Source organism: Ensifer sp. Root142, from assembly GCF_001426785.1.
Taxonomy (GTDB): domain Bacteria; phylum Pseudomonadota; class Alphaproteobacteria; order Rhizobiales; family Rhizobiaceae; genus Ensifer; species Ensifer canadensis.
The window spans coordinates 265,520-289,045 of sequence record NZ_LMFK01000012.1 but is presented as its reverse complement, the minus strand read 5'-3'; the positions used below and the strand labels follow the sequence as shown (position 1 = coordinate 289,045).

Annotated in this window: 20 protein-coding genes; 9 read left to right on the top strand and 11 right to left on the bottom strand. The window is 63.0% G+C overall.

Features of this window, described 5'->3' with window-relative positions:
* Position 1: 1 nt before the first annotated feature.
* Positions 2 to 268: a DUF6460 domain-containing protein gene (locus ASD52_RS13895; RefSeq protein WP_057204256.1), complete on the bottom strand. Its 267-nt coding sequence runs from the start codon at positions 266 to 268 to the stop codon at positions 2 to 4.
* Positions 269 to 692: 424 nt separating this feature from the next.
* Between ASD52_RS13895 and ASD52_RS13890 the strand changes: the two genes are divergently transcribed.
* Both ASD52_RS13890 and ASD52_RS13885 read left to right on the top strand, forming a co-directional pair.
* Positions 693 to 1,631 carry a class I SAM-dependent methyltransferase gene (locus ASD52_RS13890; protein ID WP_025425834.1) on the top strand — a complete coding sequence of 313 codons (939 nt, stop codon included), beginning with the start codon at positions 693 to 695 and terminating at the stop codon, positions 1,629 to 1,631.
* 107 nt (positions 1,632 to 1,738) lie between these two features.
* A complete protein-coding gene (locus ASD52_RS13885; RefSeq protein ID WP_025425833.1) occupies positions 1,739 to 2,374 on the top strand; it encodes a YitT family protein in 636 nt (211 codons plus the stop codon).
* Positions 2,375 to 2,438: 64 nt separating this feature from the next.
* On the opposite strand, the gene ASD52_RS13880 is transcribed toward ASD52_RS13885, so the two are convergent.
* Positions 2,439 to 2,903: a carboxymuconolactone decarboxylase family protein gene (locus tag ASD52_RS13880; RefSeq protein ID WP_025425832.1), complete on the bottom strand. Its 465-nt coding sequence runs from the start codon at positions 2,901 to 2,903 to the stop codon at positions 2,439 to 2,441.
* Between the two features lie 32 nt (positions 2,904 to 2,935).
* Positions 2,936 to 3,439 carry an Rrf2 family transcriptional regulator gene (locus ASD52_RS13875; RefSeq protein WP_025425831.1) on the bottom strand — a complete coding sequence of 168 codons (504 nt, stop codon included), beginning with the start codon at positions 3,437 to 3,439 and terminating at the stop codon, positions 2,936 to 2,938.
* Positions 3,440 to 3,547: 108 nt separating this feature from the next.
* On the opposite strand from ASD52_RS13875, the gene ASD52_RS13870 reads away from it, so the two are divergent.
* Complete coding sequence (locus ASD52_RS13870; protein WP_025425830.1) at positions 3,548 to 6,091, top strand: ligase-associated DNA damage response DEXH box helicase; 2,544 nt, start codon at positions 3,548 to 3,550, stop codon at positions 6,089 to 6,091.
* Positions 6,092 to 6,138: 47 nt separating this feature from the next.
* Entirely contained in the window at positions 6,139 to 6,864 is a 726-nt protein-coding gene (pdeM, locus tag ASD52_RS13865) for a ligase-associated DNA damage response endonuclease PdeM (RefSeq protein WP_025425829.1), read from the top strand.
* Between the two features lie 36 nt (positions 6,865 to 6,900).
* Here pdeM and ASD52_RS13860 read toward each other — a convergent pair whose 3' ends face one another.
* The 5 genes from ASD52_RS13860 to ASD52_RS13840 all read right to left on the bottom strand — a co-directional run bounded on the left by ASD52_RS13860 (position 6,901) and on the right by ASD52_RS13840 (position 13,869).
* Entirely contained in the window at positions 6,901 to 7,479 is a 579-nt protein-coding gene (locus ASD52_RS13860) for a dihydrofolate reductase family protein (protein WP_025425828.1), read from the bottom strand.
* A gap of 203 nt (positions 7,480 to 7,682) precedes the next feature.
* On the bottom strand, positions 7,683 to 7,919 hold the full coding sequence (locus tag ASD52_RS13855) for an Lrp/AsnC ligand binding domain-containing protein (protein WP_025425827.1): 237 nt from the start codon (positions 7,917 to 7,919) through the stop codon (positions 7,683 to 7,685).
* Between the two features lie 184 nt (positions 7,920 to 8,103).
* A complete protein-coding gene (locus ASD52_RS13850; RefSeq protein WP_025425826.1) occupies positions 8,104 to 8,907 on the bottom strand; it encodes a TIGR02186 family protein in 804 nt (267 codons plus the stop codon).
* Positions 8,907 to 9,833 (bottom strand): sulfite exporter TauE/SafE family protein, encoded by a 927-nt coding sequence (locus ASD52_RS13845; protein WP_025425825.1) that lies wholly within the window; start codon positions 9,831 to 9,833, stop codon positions 8,907 to 8,909. The genes ASD52_RS13850 and ASD52_RS13845 overlap by 1 nt, the downstream gene beginning before the upstream one ends.
* 247 nt (positions 9,834 to 10,080) lie before the next feature.
* Entirely contained in the window at positions 10,081 to 13,869 is a 3,789-nt protein-coding gene (locus ASD52_RS13840; protein WP_057224645.1) for an SEL1-like repeat protein, read from the bottom strand.
* Positions 13,870 to 14,303: 434 nt separating this feature from the next.
* Between ASD52_RS13840 and ASD52_RS13835 the strand changes: the two genes are divergently transcribed.
* The 4 genes from ASD52_RS13835 to ASD52_RS13820 all read left to right on the top strand — a co-directional run bounded on the left by ASD52_RS13835 (position 14,304) and on the right by ASD52_RS13820 (position 20,120).
* The gene (locus ASD52_RS13835) at positions 14,304 to 16,100 is read left to right on the top strand and encodes an acyl-CoA dehydrogenase C-terminal domain-containing protein (protein ID WP_025425823.1); all 1,797 of its coding nucleotides are present in this window, start codon (positions 14,304 to 14,306) and stop codon (positions 16,098 to 16,100) included.
* A gap of 170 nt (positions 16,101 to 16,270) precedes the next feature.
* The gene (locus ASD52_RS13830; RefSeq protein ID WP_025425822.1) at positions 16,271 to 17,479 is read left to right on the top strand and encodes an acetyl-CoA C-acetyltransferase; all 1,209 of its coding nucleotides are present in this window, start codon (positions 16,271 to 16,273) and stop codon (positions 17,477 to 17,479) included.
* 2 nt (positions 17,480 to 17,481) lie between these two features.
* Positions 17,482 to 17,892 carry a YbaY family lipoprotein gene (locus tag ASD52_RS13825; protein ID WP_057204262.1) on the top strand — a complete coding sequence of 137 codons (411 nt, stop codon included), beginning with the start codon at positions 17,482 to 17,484 and terminating at the stop codon, positions 17,890 to 17,892.
* An 11-nt stretch (positions 17,893 to 17,903) separates the two neighbouring features.
* Positions 17,904 to 20,120: an FAD-dependent oxidoreductase gene (locus tag ASD52_RS13820; RefSeq protein WP_025425820.1), complete on the top strand. Its 2,217-nt coding sequence runs from the start codon at positions 17,904 to 17,906 to the stop codon at positions 20,118 to 20,120.
* A 120-nt stretch (positions 20,121 to 20,240) separates the two neighbouring features.
* On the opposite strand, the gene ASD52_RS13815 is transcribed toward ASD52_RS13820, so the two are convergent.
* Entirely contained in the window at positions 20,241 to 20,525 is a 285-nt protein-coding gene (locus ASD52_RS13815; protein WP_025425819.1) for a GIY-YIG nuclease family protein, read from the bottom strand.
* A 690-nt stretch (positions 20,526 to 21,215) separates the two neighbouring features.
* Complete coding sequence (locus tag ASD52_RS13810; RefSeq protein WP_025425818.1) at positions 21,216 to 22,100, bottom strand: DMT family transporter; 885 nt, start codon at positions 22,098 to 22,100, stop codon at positions 21,216 to 21,218.
* A gap of 300 nt (positions 22,101 to 22,400) precedes the next feature.
* On the opposite strand from ASD52_RS13810, the gene ASD52_RS13805 reads away from it, so the two are divergent.
* A complete protein-coding gene (locus tag ASD52_RS13805) occupies positions 22,401 to 22,985 on the top strand; it encodes a threonine transporter RhtB (protein ID WP_225906201.1) in 585 nt (194 codons plus the stop codon).
* Positions 22,986 to 23,011: 26 nt separating this feature from the next.
* Here the strand turns inward: ASD52_RS13805 and ASD52_RS13800 are convergent, their stop codons facing one another.
* Positions 23,012 to 23,485, bottom strand: coding sequence for an SRPBCC family protein (locus ASD52_RS13800; protein WP_025425816.1), 474 nt, complete (start codon positions 23,483 to 23,485; stop codon positions 23,012 to 23,014).
* Positions 23,486 to 23,526: the final 41 nt, after the last annotated feature.

Here is a 23,526-nt window from a genome sequence, read left to right as displayed (position 1 = left end):
CTCAACGCCGGTAGCTCATGACACGCAGGATGACGAAGGCGGGAATGACGATCGCAGCGCCCAGCAGCAGATAGTCGCCGACCCGGCCAAGGGCGGAGAAGCCCGTGTGCCAGAGGTCGAGCAGGAAGTTGCGGATGCCGAAATAGATGTCGGCGGGATACCAGCCGAAAACGGTCATGACGAACCCGACCAGGATCGACACCACGACGAGCTTGACGAGGACGCGCAGCGGCGAATCCCCCAAGAATTTGTTCACTCCGTCCGACATCGGCGAAATACTCCTGTTTCCCTTCACATAAGCTGCCATTCGCACCCTCGCAAGTCACCGGAAAAGGCGGGCTTATACCAACCTGCGCTGATATTGACCTATTGCGCCGGAGCGATTTTGGTTTCCGGCAAGGAGAAAACCGGAACCGGACCAAGTGGTCCGGTGAGGATTATCGACGCTATCCGGAGGCCAAAAGCGCCCGGCCCTTCGGGTGGGCCGTCTGTCGGCCAGCGGCAGCGTCGCAATCCTCGACCGATGCCAAGGCATCGCTCTTGCGGTATGCTCCTCGCCGGATGACCGCAGACGGTCCCACGCAATAGGTCAATATCAGCGCAGGTTGGTATTATGCCCGGTTTTCAGATTCCGCTTGTGTTTTGCCCGGTCCGGCGTCAGAAGCGCTGATCGCAACCAACATCTCACATTGATGACGCTCAACCAGCTCTCCTCCGGCGACCTGATCGCCGATCGCCGCGCCGACTACGCAAAAATGCTTGCCGAGGCCGGCGAGCCCGAGAGCGCGGCCGATCTCATGGCCCAGGCGCTCGAGCGTGTCCCGGAATGGGCTGCCGGCTGGTTCCGGCTGGCGGACTATGAGGAAAAATCGGGCCGGAAAGAGGCGGCGATCGACGCGCTGCGCAAAACCTTGCGCCTCAATCCGAAAGACATTTTTGGCGCGGGGCTGAAGCTGGCGCTGCTCGGCGCGACCGAGATGCCGGAACAACCGCCGAGCCTTTATGTCGAGCGGCTTTTCGATGACTACGCCGACCGGTTCGACCAGGCGCTCGTCGAGAAGCTCGATTACAGCGTGCCGGAAAAGCTCGCTGCGCTGATCGAGACGTCAACGGCCGGCGGGCATTTCGAGCATGTCGTCGACCTCGGTTGCGGCACCGGGCTCTTCGGCGAGCGCATCCGCGAGCGGGCGGCATTTCTCGAAGGCTTCGACATTTCCGCCAACATGCTGTCGAAGGCAGAGACGAAAGCCGTCTATGACCGGCTGGCGCGGGCCGACCTATCGCTGCCTCCGGAACAATCTGATGTCTTCGGGAATTTCGCGGCAGCCCGCGCCGATCTCGTCAGTGCCGCGGACGTGCTGATGTATCTCGGCAGCCTCGATGGCGTCGCCGAGATCGTCGGCAAGCTGCTTTCCGATGGAGGCCTGTTTGCCTTCTCGGTGGAGGATGCCGGCACGGACGATGGTTTCGTCCTGCGCCCGTCGCTGCGCTACGCCCATAGCGAGGCTTATATCCGCGAGCTTCTCCAATCCCACGGCTTGGAAATGGTGGCTGTCGAGCGCACGATCATCCGCATGGATGCTGGCCAGCCGATCTCGGGCATCCTGTTTTTGGCCCGCAAGCCTGCATAAAACGCAGGGCTGGTTCGCAAAATTACGTCAGCATTGCTGACATATTTTTCTTGATTGTTTTTGTGCGTTGCAGCATTGCTTGGCGCATCGCAATCGAGGTTTTTGCCATGGCTCTGAGCAGCAGCGTTTTCGGTCTTTGGAACACCAGCCCGACCCGGCACACGCCGATCGAGGACCTGCAGGGCATCTTCTCCGGCAGCCTGATCGCCGCGCTCGGCCTGTATTTCCTGGCAAGCGCCGGGTTGCTCACCGGCAGCACCGCCGGCGTCGCCTTCCTGCTGCATTACGCGACCGGCGTGAACTTCGGCCTCGCGTTCTTCCTGCTCAACCTGCCGTTCTTCTATCTCTCGCTGAAGAGGCTTGGGCCGGCCTTCACGGTCAAGACCTTCATCGCCATCGGCGTGACCTCGTTCCTGACTGACATCCAGTCGCGCCTGTTCCACATCGGCGATATCCACCCGGCCTGGGCGGCGCTGATCGGCGGCCTGCTTCTCGGCTATGGCCTGCTGGCGCTCTATCGCCACCGCGCGAGCCTCGGTGGCGTCGGCATTCTCGGCATCTACCTGCAGGAGCGTTTCGGCGTTCGCGCCGGGCTGGTGCAGCTTGCCATCGACATGGTCGTGCTGGTCGCCGCCTTCGGCGTGACGTCCCCCGCAGTGGTTGCCTGGTCGGTGCTCGGCGCTGTGGTCCTGAACCTGTTCGTGGCCATCAACCACCGCGCCGATCGTTACATCGCCCTGTAGAACATCACTTGCCGATAGCCCCGAATAGACTTCGGGGCTGTGCTTTCGGCCCGCCTCGAAGGTATCAGGCGGCCTTTGCCGGCGCATCGACCGGATGCTGCGAACGCAGGCCGACGGCGACGCGATTCCAGACATTGATGACGCCGATGGCCATGGTGATCTTGGTGATCTCGGCTTCGTCAAAATGCTCTCTCAGCGGCTCGAAGTCCGCGTCGGGCGCACCGGTCTGGGCAAGGTTGGTGAGCGCTTCGGTCCAGGCGAGCACCGCGCGTTCGCGGGCATCATAGATCGGCGATTCGCGCCAGGCGCAGATCAGGTGGATCCATTGCTCGCTCATGCCGGTATGACGCGCCTCCTTCACATGCATATCGATGCAATAGGCGCAGCCGTTGATCTGCGAGGCACGCAACTTGATCAGGTGGATCAGGCGCGGCTCCAGTTCGGATTCCTTGATGATGTAGCTGTCGAAGGCTGCCGCAGCCTTGTAAGCGTCGGGAGCGGCTTTGACGAAGTTCAAACGCGGATGCATGTCTTCTCCTTCAGGTGGTTGGGATCGTTGTTTCAGGCGCCGGCGGTCGACTTGCGTTCGTTGACCGCCAGGAATGTGTTGGTCCGCGCCGAGATGCTGCCGTCATCTATGGCGTTGAGATCGGCGATGATGTCACCAATGGTCACGCGCCGAAGCTCGGCGCGGTAGGCCTGCTCGGCTTTCAGCATCGCGACGTTGATCGTGCACGCCGCCTTCGGCTTGCAGGCATAGGGATGGGGGCCGCGCAACCGGATTTCGTTGCAACGAAACGCCGGCTCCGGCCCTTCGACCGCAAGCACGATATCGAGCAGGCTGATCTTTTCCGGCAGGCGGGCGAGCCGGTAGCCACCCTTCGGGCCGGGAACCGCTTCGAGCAGCCCTGCCCCGGACATGGCCTGGAGATGCTTCAGGAGATAGCTGGTTGAAACCCCGTGAAATTCGGCGAGCGCTGCCGCCGACAGCGTGCTGCCGGGCTGAAGACAGCTCAGCATCGTCATGCTGTGGATCGCCTGCTCGACACCGTCCCCGAGTTTCATTCGCCGCCTCCATATCGTGGATATTCTTTATCCACGATTTACCGAAGAGTCAATCGCCCTGGGATCGCCGAGGCCGCGGGCTTCTCTTTTGCCGGATTTGATCTACCTTTGTTCTCCGTGAACAGGATCGATTCCCCGCGCCCGCAAGGCGACGCGTTGGCCTTGCCCGCCCCCTTCCTTCGCTGGTTCGGCGAGAAGGGCTGGCAGCCGCGCGCCCACCAGCTGGAACTTCTGGCGCGGGCGGAGGCCGGCGAATGCACGCTGCTGATCGCGCCGACCGGGGCCGGCAAGACGCTCGCCGGCTTTCTCCCCTCTCTCGTCGATCTCACCCGGCGCGGAAAAATCCCTCCGGGCTCCGCCTTTACCGGCATTCACACGCTCTACCTCTCGCCGTTGAAAGCCCTTGCCGTCGACATCGAGCGCAATCTGATGAAGCCGGTCGACGAAATGGGCCTGCCGCTTCGCGTTGAAAACCGCACCGGCGACACGCCGCAGGGAAAGCGCCAGCGCCAGAAGCTCAACCCGCCCGACATCCTGCTGACGACGCCGGAGCAATTGGCGCTGCTGCTTGCCAACGGCGAGGCAGAGCGCTTTTTCCGGGATTTGCGCTACGTCGTCTTCGACGAATTGCATTCGCTGGTCACCTCGAAGCGCGGGCACCTGCTGTCGCTCGGCCTTGCCCGGCTGCGCAGACTGGCGCCCAGGCTGCAGACGATCGGGCTGTCGGCGACGGTCGCCGACCCGATGGACCTGCAGCGCTGGCTGGCGCCGCAGTCACCCGATCGAAGCGACCATGCCGGCCTCGTGACCGTTAAGGGTGGGGCCAAGCCTGATATCTCCATCCTGCGCACCGACGAACACGTCCCCTGGGCTGGACATTCGGCACGCTACGCCATCGCCGACGTCTACGCCGCGATCAAGGAGCACGGCACCACCCTGCTCTTCGTCAACACCCGCAGCCAGGCGGAGCTGCTGTTCCAGGAACTCTGGACCATCAATGACGACAACCTGCCGATCGCACTTCACCATGGCTCGCTCGATGTCGCACAGCGGCGCAAGGTCGAGGCGGCTATGTCGGAGAACCGGCTGCGCGCCGTCGTCGCCACCTCGACGCTCGACCTCGGTATCGACTGGGGCGATGTCGACCTCGTCGTGCATGTCGGCGCGCCCAAGGGGGCAAGCCGGCTCGCTCAGCGCATCGGCCGCGCCAACCACCGCATGGACGAGCCTTCGAAGGCGATCCTGGTGCCGGCCAACCGCTTCGAGGTGATGGAGTGCCAGGCGGCGCTCGACGCCAATTACATCGGTGCGCAGGATACGCCGCCGGTCGGCAAGGGCGCGCTCGACGTGCTTGCCCAGCATGTGCTCGGCATGGCTTGTGCCGCACCGTTCGGTCCCCTGTCGCTCTACGAGGAAATCACCAGCGCGTCGCCCTATGCGTCGCTCACCTGGGAAACCTTCGAGCGCGTCGTCGATTTCGTCGCGACCGGCGGTTATGCGCTGAAGACCTACGAGCGCTATGCCCGCATCCGCAAGACCAAGGAGGGGCTCTTTCGTGTTTCCAATCCGCTGGTCGCGCAGCAATACCGCCTCAATGTCGGCACCATCGTCGAATCGCCGATGCTGAACGTGCGCATGGTCAAGCGCAACCAGCGCGGTTCGCTCGGCCGCGGCGGCATGTCGCTCGGCAAGGTCGAGGAATATTTCCTCGAAATGCTGTCGCAGGGCGACACCTTCCTGTTTTCCGGCAAGGTGCTGCGTTTCGAAGGCATCCGCGAAAGCGAATGCCTCGTCAGCCAGGCGCTTTCCTTCGACCCGAAGGTACCAAGCTATGCCGGCGGCAAGTTTCCGCTGTCGACCTACCTCGCCGAACAGGTGCGCAAGATGCTGGCCGACCCGGCCCGGCGGGCGGCACTGCCCGAACAGGTCCGTGACTGGCTGTCGCTGCAGAAGGACGTATCGATGCTGCCGCGCGAGGACGAACTTTTGATCGAGACCTTTCCACGCGGCAGCCGGCACTACATGGTGATCTACGCCTTCGAGGGGCGGCTTGCACACCAGACGCTTGGCATGCTGCTCACCCGCCGGCTCGACCGTGCCGGCCTGAAACCGCTCGGTTTCGTCGCCACCGACTACTCGCTGGCGGTCTGGGCGCTGGACGATCTCGGCGCGACATTCCAACTGCGCCGCAAGGCGCTCGCCGATCTCTTCGACGAGGACATGCTTGGCGACGACCTTGAGGCCTGGCTGAACGAATCCTTTCTGCTGAAGCGGACCTTTCGCAACTGCGCGGTCATTGCCGGGCTGATCGACCAGCGACACCCTGGCAAGGAAAAGACCGGCCGCCAGGTGACCGTATCGGCCGACCTCATTTACGACGTATTGCGCGCGCACGAGCCGGACCACCTGCTGCTGGAGGCCACGCGCAACGATGCGGCAACCGGGCTTTTGGACATCGGCCGTCTTGGGGATATGCTGAAGCGAATCAAGGGCCACATCACCCATCGCCGGCTCGACCGGATCTCGCCGCTTGCCGTTCCCGTCATGCTGGAGATCGGCAAGGAGGCGATCCAGGGCGAGGCGCAGGATTTCCTGCTTTCCGAAGCCGCAGACGACCTGATCAACGAAGCGATGGGCGGCGAGCCGCTATAGAATAGCCCCGTGTTCATGCGAACACGACAAGGACGGTGAAGAGACGCATGCACAGGCTCGCTCACGCACTATCGGCTCCGACAGACGGCACGGCGGCTTCCGCGCGCGCCATCGTCCACGGCGTCGAAGCGGTCTGCGATCCGCTCGGCAGCCTCTATCTGCCGGAGACGAGAACGCTTGTCGTTTCCGATCTGCATCTCGAGAAGGGATCGGCCTTTGCCCGGCGCGGCATGATGCTGCCGCCCTACGACACCCTTGCCACCTTGCGCGTGCTCGAAGCGGCGATAACCCGCCATGACCCCAGATTGGTCATCAGCCTCGGCGACAATTTCCATGACCGGGTCGGATCCGCGGCGATGCCCGATACCTTCCGCCACATGATCGCCGCGATGGCGATGGGACGGGAATGGGTCTGGATCAATGGCAATCACGACCCCGATGGCGCCTCGGGTCTGCCCGGCATATCGCTGGACGAATTCCGACACGCCGGCCTCACCTTTCGTCATGAACCATCGAGGGGCGAGGCATCGGGGGAAGTTGCCGGCCACCTGCACCCGGCAGCGACGGTCGTCCGGCGCGAGAAATCGGTGCGCCGCGCCTGCTTTGCTACCGATGGGAAACGGCTGCTGATGCCGGCCTTCGGCGTCACCACCGGCGGCCTCGATCTGCGCCACCGGGCAATGACCGGCCTCTTCGATCGCGCCAAGCTGGTCGCCCACATGCTTGGTCGCGATCGGATCTACTCGGTCCGCTTCACAAACCTGATCGCCTGAGGCGCACCGGACTTCACGCCGGCGACGTTCGGTGTTTCAGGCCGCAACAGGTTGCGGCGCGTAACGCAGGATCACGCTGCCGGTAGAAAGCGGTCGCGCTTCCAGAAGCGCCATCGACATCGCGTTTTCGGCACTCTTGAAGAACGGCGTGCCTTTGCCAAGCCGGAGCGGAACGACGCACAGCATGATCTCGTCGATCAGATTTTCCGGCAGCAATGAATCGACCAGTTCGGCACTGCCGAAAATATAGAGGTCTTTCGCGGCTTCCTGCTTCATCCGCCGCAGTTCGCCGGCGATATCGCTGACGACACGGCTGTTGTTCCATTCTGCCCTATCCATCGTTCGCGATGCGACGATCTTTGGCAGAGCGTTCATATAGGTCTTGACCTCGCCCTCCTCCTCGGTCGTCGACCAATAGGCGGCCATGCCTTCGTAGGTCACGCGACCGAAGACCAGCGCCTCGGTCTTTTGTCCAAACTCACGGCTGAGTTCGTCTAGTTCAGGACCCCAGGCACTGTTGTGGAAATCGAGATCCCATTTCTTCGCGCCTTCGAAGTAACCGTCGAGCGTCACCAGATTCCAGACGATGAGTTTTCCATTTTTCCGCTCTTTCAAAACTGGCTGCATAATTGAAGCAGTTTGACGATATCAAACTGATATCAAATTGCAAGCAGTTTTGACCTTCGGAAAAATCGAACAGCCGTGGGTGCTCCGCCGACGGGCTGTGCAATGATCGCGGATTGTTTTCGTACAGCGCGAGAGGCGTGCCTCACCGTCGAGCGTGAGGCCTGCCGGGTAAAGCGGGGCCGCCCGCTAGCTCAGAACGCGTTGAAGGTCAGCGTCGTCAGCGAGCGGGAGATGCCCGCAACCGTGGCAATGTTGTCGTTGATGAACTTGCCGATGTCCTGGCCTTCTTCGATGTAGATCTTGAGCAGGAGGTCGTAGTCGCCGCTCGTCGAATACATTTCCGAAACGATCTCCTTGCGGTAGATCTCGTCGGCAACCTCGTAGGTCTTGCCGGGAGCGCACTGCAACTGGACGAAAATCGCTTTCATGGAGTTTCCTCTGGTTCTGCCTTGCAGCGCCGCGCGACAAGAATGACGCGCTAAGGCCGCTGCAACGCTTTAAACTGCTGCATCGTTTTCTCCTTAAATCGATTCCGATTTAAGGAACTATTCAGTAGGCCTTCTTTACCCGTCCGGCGCCCAAAAGGGAACGTCGGCCGATTGCCGCCGAGGACTATTCCTTGCGGAAGAGCAGGCTCGCGCCCCAGCCGGTGATGACAGCGAGCAGCACGGCAAAAACGCCGTAGAACAGCGGCTGCCCATGCGCCGTCTCGGTGATCACCTGCTCCAAACCCGTCTTGACCACGCGCAGCGGCAGCGCCTTGGCGGCGACGAAGGTGCCGTCGCGGAAGAGATAGGCGCGCACAACATGCACCCCGTTCGGCACGTTGGCAGGCAGGCGCACCGACGCCTTGAACAGGCTGGAGCTGATGAACTGCACACCACCGGGATCGCGCTCATAGACGCCGCTCGTCTCGCGGATGCGGCGGAAGGCATTGCGGAACTCGCCGAGATTGCTGCCGTCGCCGACGAAGCCGAGGGGCACAAGCCGCATGTGGTCGACCCCGATGCCCATGTTGCCCATTTCACCCGGTGGGGCGATCGTCTCGATGTCACGCGTGCTCGACAGCGAATAGGATTCCGGCACCAGCTCGAAGGTCATGGAGCTGGTGTTTACCCAGATTCCGAAGACGCGTTCCTTCTTGCGCACCGTCGCATTATCCTTCGGCCCCTCGAGCGAAACGATGATGTTGTATTTGCCCTGCGCCAGGAGATTGGGATTGAAACCGTCGACCGCGCCGAAGATCGTCAGATCCGCGCCGCGGAAATCCGAGGTGATGGCGATCTCGTCGGTCGAGATGCCGATCTCCAGCTTCTCGGTGAAGTCGTTGGCGTTCTCGTCCTGCAGCTGGGCACTGGCCGGAGCGGCGAAGGAGAGCGTCAGGGCTGCGAGGGCGATATTGATGAGGCGGCGCATCAGAAGCCGAACCCCGCTGACACGACCGAATAGATGTCCTTCGGCGGAATGACGAGTTCGATTGCCAGACGAATGCCGACGGCAAGCACCAGCAGCGCCAACAGCGCGCGCAGCTGCTCGCCGCGCAGCTTCTGGCCGACCCGGACGCCGTATTGCGCACCGACGACGCCGGCAATCATCAGCACGAAGGCGAGCACGATGTCGACGGTATAGTTGGTCGAGGCCTGGACGATGACCGTGTAGGCGGAGACGAAGATGATCTGGAACAGCGAGGTGCCGACAACCACATTGGTCGGGATGCGCAGGAGGTAGATCATCGCCGGGACCATGATGAAGCCACCGCCGACACCCATGACCGACGTCAGGACACCGATGCAGAAGCCGAGGGCAGCGACGGGAATGACGCTCAGATAGATCTTCGATTTCTTGAATCGCATCTTCAGCGGCAGCCGGTGAACCCAGTTGTGCTGCCCGGGACGGCGCAGCGGCGTCGCCTGGTTCTTGGCCGCCTTGCGCATGGCGCGCACGCTCTCCCACAGCATCAGGCTGCCGACCGAGCCCAAAAGCACGACATAGAGCAGCGAGATGACCAGATCGAGCTGACCGACGCGACGCAAGAGCGAGAACAGCCAGACGCCGACCGTTGCCCCGGCAAGGCCGCCGCACAGAAGCACCGTGCCGAGCTTGATGTCGATCGTGCCGCGCCGGAAGTGGGTGATGGCACCCGAGATCGAGGAGGCCACGACCTGGTTGGCGCCGGTCGCAACGGCAACCACGGGGGGAATGTTGTAGAAGATCAGGAGAGGCGTGATCAGGAACCCGCCACCGACGCCGAACATGCCCGATAGAAAGCCGACGGCCGCACCCATGCCGAGGATGATGAGTATGTTCACCGACAACTCTGCGATGGGCAGATAAATCGTCACGCCGGACCTCAATATGCCAACGGCCCGCGGTGCGGGCAAAAAACGTCACAGTGGCAAGTAATTCACCACGGAGGGGGGATTATCTCTGAAAGCCGACACCCCTCCCGAGGGCGAGGTGGCATAGGCTTCCGTCATGCGCTCCTGGGCCGGAGCTGTCAACCTTTTCAGCCACATGGCGTACAGCTTCGGCTCCGCGAACCGTGTCACCCGGTTCTGCGGCTTTATTGCGGCGGCAGACCCTGCCGGATCAGGAATTGCGCTTGAGCAATTCCTTCACCAGCTGGTCGGTGATTTCACCGGTCGGCTCCTGGCCGACGGATGTCTGGAAGGCCTTGATCGCGGCAACCGTCTTCTTGCCCATCTGGCCGTCCGGCTTGCCGGCGTCGAAGCCGTTATTGTTGAGGATCGCCTGGATGTTGCGAATGGCCTTGCTCATGTCGATCGAGGCGGTCTTGTTGGCCGGTCCTACCCAGGCATCCGGCACGTCGACCGTGTTCGCCTTGGCGTCGACCGCCTGCGGCTTCCATGCGTCGGCCTTGGCCTTGGCGCTCGAAAGTTGCTCGGGCTTCATCGCCTTGGCCACGTCGTCGCGCTTGGCCGCAGCATCCATGTCGCCCTCGCGGGCGGCGGCGGAAAACCACTTGTAGGATGCTTCAAGATCCTGCGGCACGCCGTTGCCGCGGGCATAGAGGACAGCCAGATTGAACTGGCTGTCGCGGATGCCGAGCTCGGCTGCCTTGGCAAACCATTTCGTCGCCTCGGCGAAATCCGGCGAGCCATCGCGGCCGCTGGCCAGCATGACCGCGAGATTGTGCATGGCGCTGGCATTGCCCTGCTCGGCGGCCTTCAGGTAGAGAACCTTGGCCTTGGCAGCGTCGCGCGTCAGACCCGAGCCTTTCTCATACATGCTGGCGAGCCGGTATTCGGCCGGCACGACGCCGGCGTCGGCGGCGCGCTGATACCATTTGGCGGCTTCCGCCAGATCTTCATTGACGCCGCGGCCTTCTGTGTAGCGCGCACCGATCTCGTAGAAAGCCAGGGGATCGCCACCCTTGGCGGCCGTCACCAGCGCAACCGGGCCGAAACCATCGGGCAGGACGACTTCGGCAGCCTTTGCGACCGGCGCAAAGGTTCCGGCCTGCGCGGCATCGACTGGGGCGGCCTGGAACGTCGAAGCGGCGACCGGCCCCTTGGCTTCCGGCACGGGCTGGAGCAACGGCGCCTGCGTTTCGTTTACCGCCTTCGTCGATGCGGATGTGTCGGCCGGTGGCGTCGCGGCGGCTGGCGTCTCAACGGCGCTTGACGGCTGCTCGACGGAATCGAGCGGCGCTTCGGGAATGGGCTGCAGCGCTTCGACCGGTGTTTCGGTCGCTACGGCGGCTGCCGCCGGTGCCTGGTCGCCCGCGACCTTGGTTGCGTTGGCGATCGCCGGCTGTTCAGCGACGGGCGCCAACTGCTGTTCGATGATCGCCACCGGTTCGGCAACGGGCGCATCGCTGCCCTTCAGCATGGCGCCGACGAGCGGATAGGACATGATCGCAAGCAGCACGGCGCCGACGGCCATCAAGATCGGGCGGCGATGGCGGGCAAAGGCACCACCAACGCCGCTGGCAACGCCACCGTCCTTGGTCTTGTTGAGCGTATCGGCTTCCTCGACCGCCAACTGCGCTGCCCGGCGGGCGGCGGCGATAAAGTCCGCCTTGTCGCCGTCTGCCGCCTGTTTGCCGCCGCGGTTCATCTGGCCGGCGCGAACACGCTCGAGAATCTTCTTGACGTCGGGAACACCAGAGCCCGGCTCGAGCAGCTGATTGGCCTCTTCGGGTGCCAGCATTTCGGATGGGTCGATGGAGGGGGCGGGCTCGACCAGTTGTCGTGCCAGCTCCTGTGCGGGCTCGGCACGCTTCCCGGAAAAGCGCCGGGTCAGGCCAGCAAGCAGGCCCGTGCGGGCGGTAGCCGGCCGTTCGCGCGCGCCATCGGGCTCGATGGTCGAAACCTGACCTTCGTCACCGGCGAACGCAGTCGCATGCGCAGATGCGGTGGCGGCGGCAATGACGCCGTCGTCTTCCGCCTGGAGCGCGCGGACGTTGCGCTGCAGATCCTGATAGCGGTCATCGAGATCGGCGCCGCTGAACGGGTCGTTGAATTCCGGTTGAGCTGCCTTGGGGATCGCAGCAATTTCGCGCGCCACCGGCGCCTCGTAATGCGCCGCGGCCATGGCGGGCTCGCGGCCCTCGATACGCTCGAGCTTGTCGGCGATGTGAACGAGGGTTTCATGCAGGGCTTCAAAGGTGCGCGCCGTGCGCTCGTCGCTGGAGCGGCTCAGATCTTCGAGCGTGCGCAGGTCTTCCGCCAGCGCCGAGATCGCCGCGAGATCGCCGCCACCGGCCGACTGAGGCATGCCCTTCCTGGAATATGCCTCCATCACCGCCTCGGCCGCCTGCCGCGCGGCCTCGACGATGTACTCGTCGCTGGTGGCGAGATAGTCTTCGAGCGCATTCATGCGGCTCTCGAATTCCACCGGCATGGCGGCACCCGCCTCACTGCGGGGCTGGCTGACCAGGGTCGACAGGTTGGCGATCTGCGCTTCGAGGTTGTGCAGCGCGGCGCGGTCGTCGAACGGCGCCGCATAGGTTTCTTCCAGCCGCTGCGCGATGCCAGCGAGGCGATCTTCAAGACGGTCGAAACGCGGATCGGCGACGGGGTGTGCGCTGAGCGTGTCGAGGTCGTCGATGCGGCGGGCGAGATAGTCGAGCCGCTCGGCCAGAGCATCGTTGACGCTGCCTTGATCGAGCGCTTCGATCTTGCGGGAGATGTCGTTGAGGTAGTTCGTCAGGTCCGGTTGGACATTTCGGTGGCTGCGCTCCATCAGCATGGAAAGCTGGTCGAGGCGTTCTTCCAGTCCGGCCGCAGCCTTCTCGCCGGCGAGATCCTCAACCCGTGCGGCCAAGGCTTCGAGGCGGGCACCGAGACCGGAATCAACAGGGCGGGACAATCCGTCGATCTGCCGCGAGAGGTCGCCGAGCCTGGTCTCCAGGCGATTGGCGAACCCGCCCTCGAGGCCGCTGGCACTGCGGCTGTTGGCGGCAATCGCCCGGCTGATTTCGTCAAGCCGCGCGTCGAGGTCAGCGAACTGCGACACGAGGCGCCGGTCGTCCGGCTGTATCTGGCGGCCGAGCATCTCGATCGCCTGGGCGACCGCAATCATCTTGTCTTCAAGCACGTCGACCGCAGAGCTGTTGCCCAGCGCCCCGATCTGCGACTTGATCTCGTCGAGACGGTAGGCCAGCGCCACCAGCTCGTCGTCGCGGTTCTGGTCAAAGGCGATCAACCGATCCTCGACGCCGTTCCAGCGGCTTTCCATGCGGCGAACGCTGTCTTCGCGCGCCAAGCCGTCGATCATCGCCCGCAGATCGTCAAAGTCGCTGCGCAGCGCATCCGCCTGGGCAGGCGACGCCTGGCGGCCGAGCTGCTGGATGCTGTCGGCAAGGCGCTGCATGTCGCCGCGCACGTCCTCGGCGAAGCTGTGGTCCTGGGCCTGCACCTTGATGCCGCGAATTTCGGCGCGCAGGGAGTTCATCTCGCGGGTGACGCCTTCGGTGATGTCGCGCTTGAGGTCCTGGCGCAATCCGACGAGTGCCTCGGCGATATCGTTGACGGCCGCCGCCGGCCGGGCGACGGGCGCACGTACCGGCTGGGGCCGTATATCGTCGACGTAACGCTCGGGCTCGCGCTGGGCCAGGCGATCCGGCTCGCGTTGCGGCAAACGGTCTCTCAAGGGTGGCCGCTCGCGCGACGTGCTAAGCGCCCGCTGGCGCTGCATGATTTCGGAGACGGCATCACGCGGGGATGGGATATCGCGGGGGGCGACACGCTCGCGCTCGACTGGACGGGCCGGCGGCTCGCGTCCCGCTCCGTTCATCAGGCCTTCGATCCGGGCTTCAAGCCCTTCAATCGTGCGGTTCAGGGCGTCCAGAGAGGGCCGCTCGCCATAGCTCTGGCTACCAGCGCGCTGAGGATTTGATCGCGATCCATTCATTGTGCTCTTCGCCCCTGTCCGTCGGCCATCTCGAAAGTCGCCACGGAAGGAAACGGCTTCCTTCACCCCTGCGGCACTTGCGACGTGGGCAAAGCTACAACAATGCGAGGACCGGACCGGTTGCAGCTTTGACCATCTCAACACGCACCTTTCATTAAACGTGGTAAACAAGCCGTTAACCGGCGCGGATTTTTTAACGATTTGACAGTGCTAGCTGATGGAGAGTGTTGTGCGGCGGCGATTTCACCGCGCCTTTTATCCGCAAGCGAAACTTCGATCGGGCGGTATTTTTGACGTTTACGCAAACGTCAAAATTTTGTAGCATCCTGCCAACGATGCGAGACCGCCCTCAGATGGCGGCGCATTCGGCATGTTGCAACCGGACGTCGGCCGCTTGGAGGCGGCGATCCGAAAGCGAAAAAGGCGAGGAAAGAATGCCCACCTACAAGGCACCGGTCGACGATACTCTCTTCATTCTGAACGACGTGCTCGGCATCGAGCGATACAACAACCTTCCCGGCTTTGCCGATGCGACGCCCGACATGATCGAAGCAATCGTCGGCGAAGCCGCCAAGCTTGCGGAAGAAGTGCTGTTTCCGGTCAATCTTTCCGGCGACCAGGAAGGCTGCAAGCGGCACGACGACGGCTCGGTCAGCGTGCCCAAGGGCTTCAAGCAGGCTTTTGATCTCTACCGCGAAGGCGGCTGGCTCGGGCTTTCGGTGCCAGAGGAATTCGGCGGCCAGGGCCTGCCCTACACGCTGCACACCGCCGTCGGCGAATATATGTCCTCGGCCAACATGGCGCTGACGATGTATCCCGGCCTGACCCAGGGCGCGATCGCTGCGATCCTCGTCCATGGCTCGGATGAGCAGAAGCGGGCCTATCTGCCGAAGATGGTGGACGGCACCTGGACCGGCACGATGAACCTGACGGAGCCGCATTGCGGCACCGACCTCGGCCTCCTGCGCAGCAAGGCCGTGCCCGATGGCAACGGCGCCTACAAGATTTCCGGCCAGAAGATCTTCATCTCCGCCGGCGAACACGACATGTCGCAGAACATCATCCATTTGGTGCTTGCCCGCATCGAGGGCGCGCCGGATGGCGTGAAGGGCATTTCCCTGTTCATCGTGCCGAAGTTCAAGCTCACCGCCGACGGCGAGCCGGGCGAGCGCAATGGCGTCTCCTGCGGCGCCATCGAGCACAAGATGGGGATTCACGGCAACTCGACCTGCGTCATGAACTATGACGAGGCGGAAGGCTACCTCATCGGCACGGAGAACAAAGGCCTCAACGCCATGTTCGTGATGATGAACGAAGCCCGTCTCGGTGTCGGCCTGCAGGGCCTGTCGGTCGCCGAAATCGCCTACCAGAACGCCGCCAACTATGCCCGCGACCGCATCCAGGGCCGCTCGCTTTCCGGCCCGAAGGCGCCGGACAAAAAGGCCGACCCGATCATCGTGCATCCGGATGTGCGCCGCACGCTGATGACGATCCGCGCCTTCAACGAGGCCGGACGCGCCTTTACCCTTTGGACTGCTCTCAAATCCGATATCGCCCACCGCTCCGACAATGACGCCGACCGCCAGACGGCCGACGACATCCTCGGCCTGATGACGCCGATCCTCAAGGGCGTCCTGACCGACAAGGGCTTCGACCACGCGGTCATGGCGCAGCAGATGTTCGGCGGTCACGGCTACATCGAAGAACACGGCATGAGCCAGTATGTCCGCGATGCCCGCATCGCGATGATCTACGAAGGTGCCAACGGCATCCAGGCGCTCGACCTCGTCGGCCGCAAGCTCGGCCTCAACGGCGGCCGTGCCGTCATGGCGCTGTTCAAGGAAATCGGCGATTTCTGCGAGGAAAACCGCGGTAACGAGAAGCTTTCCACCTACACCAAGGCGCTGAAGAAAGGCCTCAACGACCTGCAGGCGTCCACCATGTGGTTCATGCAGAACGCCATGGCCAAGCCCGACAATGCCGGCGCCGGCTCGACCGACTACATGCACCTCTTCGGTCTGGTCGTGCTCGGCTACATGTGGGCGAAGATCGCCAAGACCGCCGAGGAAAAACTGGCCTCTGGCGAAACGGCACGCGCGGACTATCTGAAGAACAAGCTGATTACCGCGACGTTCTTCATGGAGAGAATTCTGCCGGAAACGGCGCTGCGCAAGGCCCGCATCGAGACTGGCGCCGACACGCTGATGGCGCTCGACGCGGCGGCGTTCTGATTTCGCCGCGTTCCGATTTCTACTGCATGATTCCTTAAATCGGATCCGATCTAGGCGTAAAATTATGCAGCAAGTTTAAAGTGTTACAGCGTCCTTAGCGCGTCTGACGCGCCGCGCTGTAAGTGTTTGACGGGCGGCACCATCAGGTGCTGCCGAAAGGGAGATGAGACATGACGAAAGTCTTCGTTTACGACCACGTGCGCACGCCGCGCGGCCGTGGCAAGAAGGACGGCTCGCTGCACGAAGTGCCGTCCGTTCGCCTTGCGGCCAAGATGCTGGAGGCCGTGCGCGATCGCAACGGGCTCGATACGTCAACCGTCGACGACATCATCATGGGCTGCGTCGATCCGGTGATGGATGCCGGCGCGGTTATCCCGAAGGCAGCCGCCTTCGAAGCAGGCTATTCCACCCGCGCGCCCGGCATGCAGATCTCGCGCTTCTGCGCGTCGGGTCTCGATGCCGTCAACTTCGGCGCGGCGAAGATCGCCCAGGGCGCCGACGACATCGTCATTGCAGGCGGCGTCGAGAGCATGTCGCGCGTCGGCCTCGGCATGTCCGGCGGCTCCTGGTTCATGGACCCGTCCGTCAACCTGCCGGCCTATTTCATGCCGCAGGGCGTCTCGGCCGACCTGATCGCCACCAAGTACGGCTTCAGCCGCGACGACGTCGATGCCTACGCCGTCGAAAGCCAGAAGCGCGCAGCGCATTCCTGGGAAAAGGGTTACTTCAAGAAGTCGGTCGTGCCGGTGAAGGACCAGAACGGGCTGACCATTCTCGACCGCGACGAGCATATGCGTCCCGGCACCGACATGCAGGCGCTCGCCTCGCTCAACCCGTCGTTCCAGATGCCGGGCGAGATGGGCGGCTTTGAAGCCGTCGGCATCCAGGCGCATCCGGAAATCGAGAAGATCAACTACGTGCACCATGCCGGCAACTCGTCGGGCATCGTCGATGGCGCCGCGGCCGTGCTGCTCGGCTCCAAGGCCGGCGGCGAAAGCATGGGCCTCAAACCCCGCGCCCGCATCCGCGCCTTCGCCAATATCGGCTCCGACCCGGCGCTGATGCTGACCGGCCCGGTCGACGTGACCGAGAAGTTGCTTAAGCGCGCCGACATGAAGCTCTCCGACATCGACCTCTTCGAGCTCAACGAGGCGTTTGCCGCGGTCGTGCTGCGCTACATGCAGGCCTTCGACATTCCGCACGACAAGATCAACGTCAACGGCGGCGCGATCGCCATGGGCCATCCGCTCGGCGCTACCGGTGCGATGATCCTCGGCACGGTGCTCGACGAGCTGGAACGGCGCGATCTCAACACCGCGCTGGTGACGTTGTGCATCGGCGCCGGCATGGGCACCGCAACGATCATCGAAAGGGTCTGACGATGGTAGCCACGCGCCGCACGCTTCTCGGGCTGATGGGGCTGGGGCTGCTTGCAGTCTCAGCTTGCGTCTCCGAAGACGAAGGCGGCGACAGCTTCACGCTGACCGGTGCGATCTCCAATGTCGCCAACGGCCCGGTTCCGGCAGGCACCGTCACCATCCGGCTCGAGGAGCAGGGCGTGATGGATGTGGCCGCCAAGCTGATCGCCGAAACGTCCGTTTCGAGCGACGGCAAGGCAAACCGTGTGCCCTTCGTGCTGCAGGTGCCGAAGCCCGAACTCGACAAGGCCGCCGATGCCGGCTTCACCATCAGCGTCGAGCGCGACGGCAGGCTGATCGCCACCAACACCACCAAACAAAGTTACAGCGGCGGATCGAATATCTCGCTGCGCATCGAACCCATTCTCTACTGAGGGGGAGAACCATGACGAAGTATACCAATTTCAAGATCGAGACCGATGCCGACGGCATTGCCCTGGTCACCTGGGACATGCCTGAGAAGTCGATGAACGTCTTCACCCAGGAGGTGATGGAAGAGCTGAACGCCATCGTCGACGAGACGACGGCCGATGCCGCCGTCAAGGGCGTCGTCTTCACGTCGGGCAAGTCGTCGTTCTCCGGCGGCGCTGACCTCTCGATGATCAAGTCGATGTTCACCTTCCAGCAGGAAGAAAAGAAGAAGGACCCTGATAACGCCGCCCAGAAGCTTTTCGACCTCGTCGGCCGCATGACCGGCTTGTTCCGCAAGCTCGAAACCTCCGGCAAGCCGTGGGTGTCGGCGATCAACGGCACCTGCATGGGCGGCGCCTTCGAGCTTTCGCTCGCCTGCCACGGCCGCGTCGCCTCGAACTCCAAGTCGGTCAAGATCGCCCTGCCTGAAGTCAAGGTCGGTATCTTCCCCGGCGCCGGCGGCACCCAGCGCGTGCCGCGCCTGACCAACGCACAGGACGCGCTGCAGATGATGACCACCGGCTCGTCGCTGACCGCGGCGCGCGCCAAGGCGCTTGGCCTGGTGCATGAAGTCGTCGACGCCGACAAGCTGGTCGAGGCTGCCAAGGCGATGATCAAGAACGGCCTGAAGCCGGTCCAGCCCTGGGACGAAAAGGGCTACAAGGTACCCGGCGGCGGCATCTGGACCCCGGCCTCGGCCCAGCTCTGGCCGGCTGCCTCCGGTATCCTGCGCCGCGAGACGCAAGGCAACTACCCAGGCGCGATCGCGATCCTCAAATGCGTCTATGAGGGCCTGCAGGTCCCCTTCGACACGGCTCTGAAGATCGAACAGCGCTACTTCACCGAGATCCTTCAGACGACCGAAGCCTTCTCGATGATCCGCTCGCTGTTCGTCTCGATGCAGGAACTCGGCAAGGGTGCCCGCCGCCCGGCCGGCGTGCCGAAGTCCGAGTTCAAGCATGTCGGCGTCGTCGGCGCCGGCTTCATGGGCGCCTCGATCGCCTATGTGACGGCCGCCGCCGGCATCGCCGTCACGCTGATCGACCGCGACATGGAAGCGGCGACCAAGGGCAAGGCCCATTCGGAGGGCCTGGTCAAGGATTCGGTCGGCAAGGGCCGCCTGACCAAGGAAGAAGGCGAAGCGCTGCTTGCGCGCATCACGCCCTCCGCAGACTACAACGACCTGAAGGATGTCGGGCTCGTCGTCGAAGCCGTGTTCGAAGACCGCCAGGTCAAGAAGGACGTGATCGAGAAGGTGGAAGCGGTGATCGGCGAAGACACGATCTTTGCCTCCAACACCTCGACGCTGCCGATCACCGGCCTTGCGAAGAACTCGAAGCGTGCCGGCCAGTTCATCGGCATCCACTTCTTCTCGCCGGTCGAGAAGATGATGCTGACGGAAGTGATCCTCGGCAAGGAGACCGGCGACAAGGCGCTCGCCGTCGCGCTCGACTATGTCGCCGCGATCAGGAAGACGCCGATCGTCGTCAACGACACGCGCGGCTTCTACGTCAACCGCTGCGTCTTCCGCTACATCCACGAAGCCTATGACATGCTGATCGAGGGCGTGCCGCCGGCGATGATCGAAAATGCCGCCAAGATGGCCGGCATGCCGGTTGGCCCGCTGTCGCTCAATGACGAAGTGGCAATCGACCTCAGCCAGAAGATCCTGAAAGCCACCGTCGCCGATCTCGGCGAAAAGGCCGTCGATCCCAAGCACATGGCGCTGATCAACAAGATGGTCGACGACCTCGACCGTCGCGGCCGCAAGAACGGCAAGGGCTTCTACGAATATCCGGCAAAGCCCGCGAAGAAGTACCTGTGGCCGGAGCTGAAGACGCTCTATCCGCAAGAGAATGCCGACAAGATCGACGTCGAGGTGCTGAAGCAGCGCTTCCTGGCAACGATCGCGCTCGAAGCGGCCCGCACCATGGAAGAAGGCATCGTCACCGATCCGCGCGAAGCCGACGTCGGCTCGATCCTCGGCTTCGGCTTTGCGCCCTACACCGGCGGCACTCTCTCCTACATCGACGGCATGGGCGCCAAGGCCTTCGTCAAGATGTGCGAGAAGCTTGCCAAGGACTATGGCAGCCACTTCAAGCCGACGGCACTGCTGAAGGAAATGGCCGAACGCGGCGAAACCTTCTACGGCCGCTTCGACCCCTACGGCGAGAAGAAGCAGGCGGCGTAAAAGATCCCACCGAACATGCAGACAGGCTCCTCACGGAGCCTGTTTTCGTTTGTTGGAAATCTCAGATGAGTTGGCTACATCGCGACATAAGGTGCCGCAGAAGCGACCCTCGCCAATTTGTCACCACAATTCCTCATAGAGATCGCGCCAGTCCGGATTCATGCGCTCGATCAGGTCGAGTTTCCATTGGCGATACCAGCGCTTCAGAGATTTCTCACGCTGGATTGCAGAGCCGATCTGAAGGTGCTCTTCGTACCAAACCAACCGGGCGCACCCGTATTTTGAAGTGAACCCGGGCATCAAGCCTTCGCGATGCTCATAGATCCGGCGCGCAAGATCGGATGTTACGCCGATGTAGAGCGTCCCTTTCTTCTGATTGGTCACGATGTAGACATAGCCCGCCATGCGCGCGAATAGTGATGGCCGCTGCTCGTTCTGGTCAAGTCCAGATCGGAGTGGCGAGATGCATTGGTGATGCGGGAAAACAACCGGGATAAGAGAGGACCAATGATCCTCGCAATACACCCTTGCGTTATTGCTCGGGCGCATGGATCCTCGGGTCAAGCCCGAGGATGACTGTCGGAGGACGAGCCGATTTCCTTTTGATCCGAGAATAGGTGCGTCTTCTACTCTGGCAGGCTTCCCTTGGTGCCTGTCCGCGTCGCGAACGCTGGCGCAGAGAAACGTCTTCCCGTCGGGGAAAATGAAGCGTTCCGGCACCGCGACATGGGGCACTGAACGCACTTTGAGCATCACTTCGGTAGCATTTGTCTTCAGCCGGCCCTCCACCCGTCATCCTCGGGCTTGACCCGAGGATCCAGACCCGTTCGCGGCGCTAACCGATCGGTCCTTGCGTCAAGCCCGAGGAGCGCGGAGGAGAGAACGTTGCCGCGCGCCGGCAATCTTCTGCGCAGTCACTGCTGCCGTCGGGCGCTACCAAAGCACCGGCGCATCGGCGCGATTGGCCGGATCGGCCCAGTAAAGCGACGTCAGGACTTTGGCGAGGTGGCCGAATTCGGTGTAGCAATGCTGGAGCAGACCGGGCCGATGGCATCATGCCAGCTGGACAATCGAGCTACCGCTGCTTGAGGCGGGCTAAACCTCGGCAACCACCCGCCGATGGGCCAAGCGCTCGCCGACAATGATCGTCAGTCCGGCGACGAAGATAAGGCCGGCGCCGGCAAAGACGTTGCTCGCCGGAATATCGCCCCAGATCAGGAAGCCGAGGCCGAAGGCCCAGACGAGTGAGGTATATTCGAACGGTGCGATCACCGAGATCGGCGCCCGGCGCATGCCCTCGAACAGCGCATATTGCGCGATGCCGGCGATCACCCCCGTGCCCGCCATCAGCGCGAGATCGAACAGCGCCGGCGGCGTCCAGTAGAAGCCGACGGCAAGCCCGGTCATTGCGATGAAGAAGACGTTGGAGATCGTCATCTGCGTCAGTGTCGTCTCCTGGAGCGCGGTCTTGCGCAGCATCACCGTACCGATCGCCCAGAACACGGCGGCCATCAGCGCCAGGAAAACCGGCAGCGAGAGCCTCATGCCCGTTCCAAGCGGATCGCAGGCGATCAGCACGCCGATGAAGCCGAGCAGCACCGCGAACCAGCGGATTGGTGGCACGTCTTCCTTGAGGATCGGGACGGCCAGCAGCGTCACCACGATCGGCGCGGCGTAATAAAGCGTGGTCATTTCGGCAAGGGCGAGATCGCGGGCCGCATTGAAATAGGAAAGCCAGGCGGCCAGCAGCAACAGGTTGCGCACGAACAGCGGCTTGACGACGGGCGACGAGATCGCGCGGCGCACGAGCCTGCCCCGGCCGATCACCAGACACAGGAGGAGAATGGTGATGCTGCGGGTAAACAGGATCTGCCAGACCGAATAGCCGACCACCAGCCATTTGACCGACGCATCCTGCAGCGAGAACAGCAAATAGGAAAACGTCGTCATCACGATGCCGGAAAGCACTGTCTTGTTCATGGAAAGCCCCGATGGCAGCCGGGAGAAAAGGCGGCAGCGCCCGTCTGATAGCGCGCCGCCGCTCAAGGCGGAAGAGGTGGCGGCAGCCTGCGCTGTGGCGAAATCTTGGAGTGTGTTCGTACTTTCGCTTGATGGAGATCAAGGCCCCGGACCGGCCTCTTCGCTACGCATGAAGCAACCAGGTCGGGGTCGGTCCCGGGAGTTATGCAGAAAGTCTCAGTGCGGCGGCAACAGGAGCGTATCCAGATTGATGCGCGATGCTGTACATGACCGCAATATCGCCGCGAAACCGGATCCTCGATGATGCAACCGCTCGCCTTCACCCTTTCCGCCCTCGTCCTCTTGGCGACGCCGGGCCCGACGAACACCTTGCTCTGGCTCTCCGGCGCCGCGGTCGGTTTTCGGCGCTCGGCGCAGCTGCTCCTAGGCGAACTCGGCGGTTATCTCGCGGTGATCATTCCAGCCGTGGCGCTGCTTGCGCCATTTCTCGCGGCGCATCCGCAGATCGGGCTCGCGCTCCGGATCGTGGCTGCCTTCTGGGTCCTTTTCCTCGCCTATGCACTGTGGACCACCGGTGACGACAACCGGGCTTCGCCCGAGATCACCACCCAACGGGTGTTCGTTACGACGCTTCTCAATCCCAAGGCCCTGATCGTAGCCCTGGTGCTTTTGCCGCAGACCGGACTGGTGGCGACGATACCGTGGATCACAGGGTTTTCGCTGCTCGTCGTTGTCGCCGGCTCGTTCTGGATCGGCGCCGGCGCCATGCTCATCCGGCTGTCGCGCGGCGCGCACATGTCCAATCTGCCGCGCCGCATTGCCGCCGTCTGTCTCGCGGTGTTCTCCTTCGGCATCGCCGGCAGCGCGCTGGCAACGATGCTTTAATGCCGCAGATCCGCAGCGATGGCAGATCAGGCGGCTTCCGCCGTCTCGCCGAGTTCGGTGCCAAGCGCGGCGATCAACTCTTCCCAGCCCTCACGCCGATAGGCGACCTGGTCGAGCCCATCAAGAAAGGCCGCCTGCTCGGTGAAGACGATACGCGTGCCGGCGCCGTGCGGCTGGATATCGACGGTTGCCACCGAAGCGGAAATCCGCCGCTCGTTCTCAGCCATCGTATAGGCCGAGATGATGCGCCGGTTCTCGACGATATCGAGGTAAACAGTGTCGTTGTGATAGAAGGTCTTGCCGTCCTTGCTGAAGCGGCCGCTCTCGCGCCCGCCGACGCGGAAGTCGTGGCTATATTCGGCGACCGGCCACCCGTCCGCCTTGACGAACCAACGGTCGTGCGCCGCCGGATCGGCGAAGGCGCGAAAGACCTGTTCGGGCGTCGCCTTGAAAACCCGTTCGATGGTGAAGCTCGCATGTTCCACGGAATTGGCACTCATGATCTTCTCCTCTTCGATCCATTTGCGCAGACGCACCAGCG

Excerpts from the sequence above, each read along its gene's own strand:
- ASD52_RS13840 (WP_057224645.1), bottom strand. The coding sequence starts at position 13,869 with ATGAATGGATCGCGATCAAATCCTCAGCGCGCTGGTAGCCAGAGCTAT.
- ASD52_RS13885 (WP_025425833.1), top strand. The coding sequence starts at position 1,739 with ATGGCTCTGAGCAGCAGCGTTTTCGGTCTTTGGAACACCAGCCCGACC.
- ASD52_RS13830 (WP_025425822.1), top strand. The coding sequence starts at position 16,271 with ATGACGAAAGTCTTCGTTTACGACCACGTGCGCACGCCGCGCGGCCGT.
- ASD52_RS13855 (WP_025425827.1), bottom strand. The coding sequence starts at position 7,919 with ATGAAAGCGATTTTCGTCCAGTTGCAGTGCGCTCCCGGCAAGACCTAC.
- ASD52_RS13820 (WP_025425820.1), top strand. The coding sequence starts at position 17,904 with ATGACGAAGTATACCAATTTCAAGATCGAGACCGATGCCGACGGCATT.
- ASD52_RS13875 (WP_025425831.1), bottom strand. The coding sequence starts at position 3,439 with ATGAAACTCGGGGACGGTGTCGAGCAGGCGATCCACAGCATGACGATG.
- ASD52_RS13815 (WP_025425819.1), bottom strand. The coding sequence starts at position 20,525 with ATGGCGGGCTATGTCTACATCGTGACCAATCAGAAGAAAGGGACGCTC.
- ASD52_RS13800 (WP_025425816.1), bottom strand. The coding sequence starts at position 23,485 with ATGAGTGCCAATTCCGTGGAACATGCGAGCTTCACCATCGAACGGGTT.
- ASD52_RS13835 (WP_025425823.1), top strand. The coding sequence starts at position 14,304 with ATGCCCACCTACAAGGCACCGGTCGACGATACTCTCTTCATTCTGAAC.
- ASD52_RS13890 (WP_025425834.1), top strand. The coding sequence starts at position 693 with ATGACGCTCAACCAGCTCTCCTCCGGCGACCTGATCGCCGATCGCCGC.
- ASD52_RS13850 (WP_025425826.1), bottom strand. The coding sequence starts at position 8,907 with ATGCGCCGCCTCATCAATATCGCCCTCGCAGCCCTGACGCTCTCCTTC.
- ASD52_RS13805 (WP_225906201.1), top strand. The coding sequence starts at position 22,401 with ATGATGCAACCGCTCGCCTTCACCCTTTCCGCCCTCGTCCTCTTGGCG.
- ASD52_RS13880 (WP_025425832.1), bottom strand. The coding sequence starts at position 2,903 with ATGCATCCGCGTTTGAACTTCGTCAAAGCCGCTCCCGACGCTTACAAG.
- pdeM (WP_025425829.1), top strand. The coding sequence starts at position 6,139 with ATGCACAGGCTCGCTCACGCACTATCGGCTCCGACAGACGGCACGGCG.
- ASD52_RS13895 (WP_057204256.1), bottom strand. The coding sequence starts at position 268 with ATGTCGGACGGAGTGAACAAATTCTTGGGGGATTCGCCGCTGCGCGTC.
- ASD52_RS13825 (WP_057204262.1), top strand. The coding sequence starts at position 17,482 with ATGGTAGCCACGCGCCGCACGCTTCTCGGGCTGATGGGGCTGGGGCTG.
- ASD52_RS13810 (WP_025425818.1), bottom strand. The coding sequence starts at position 22,100 with ATGAACAAGACAGTGCTTTCCGGCATCGTGATGACGACGTTTTCCTAT.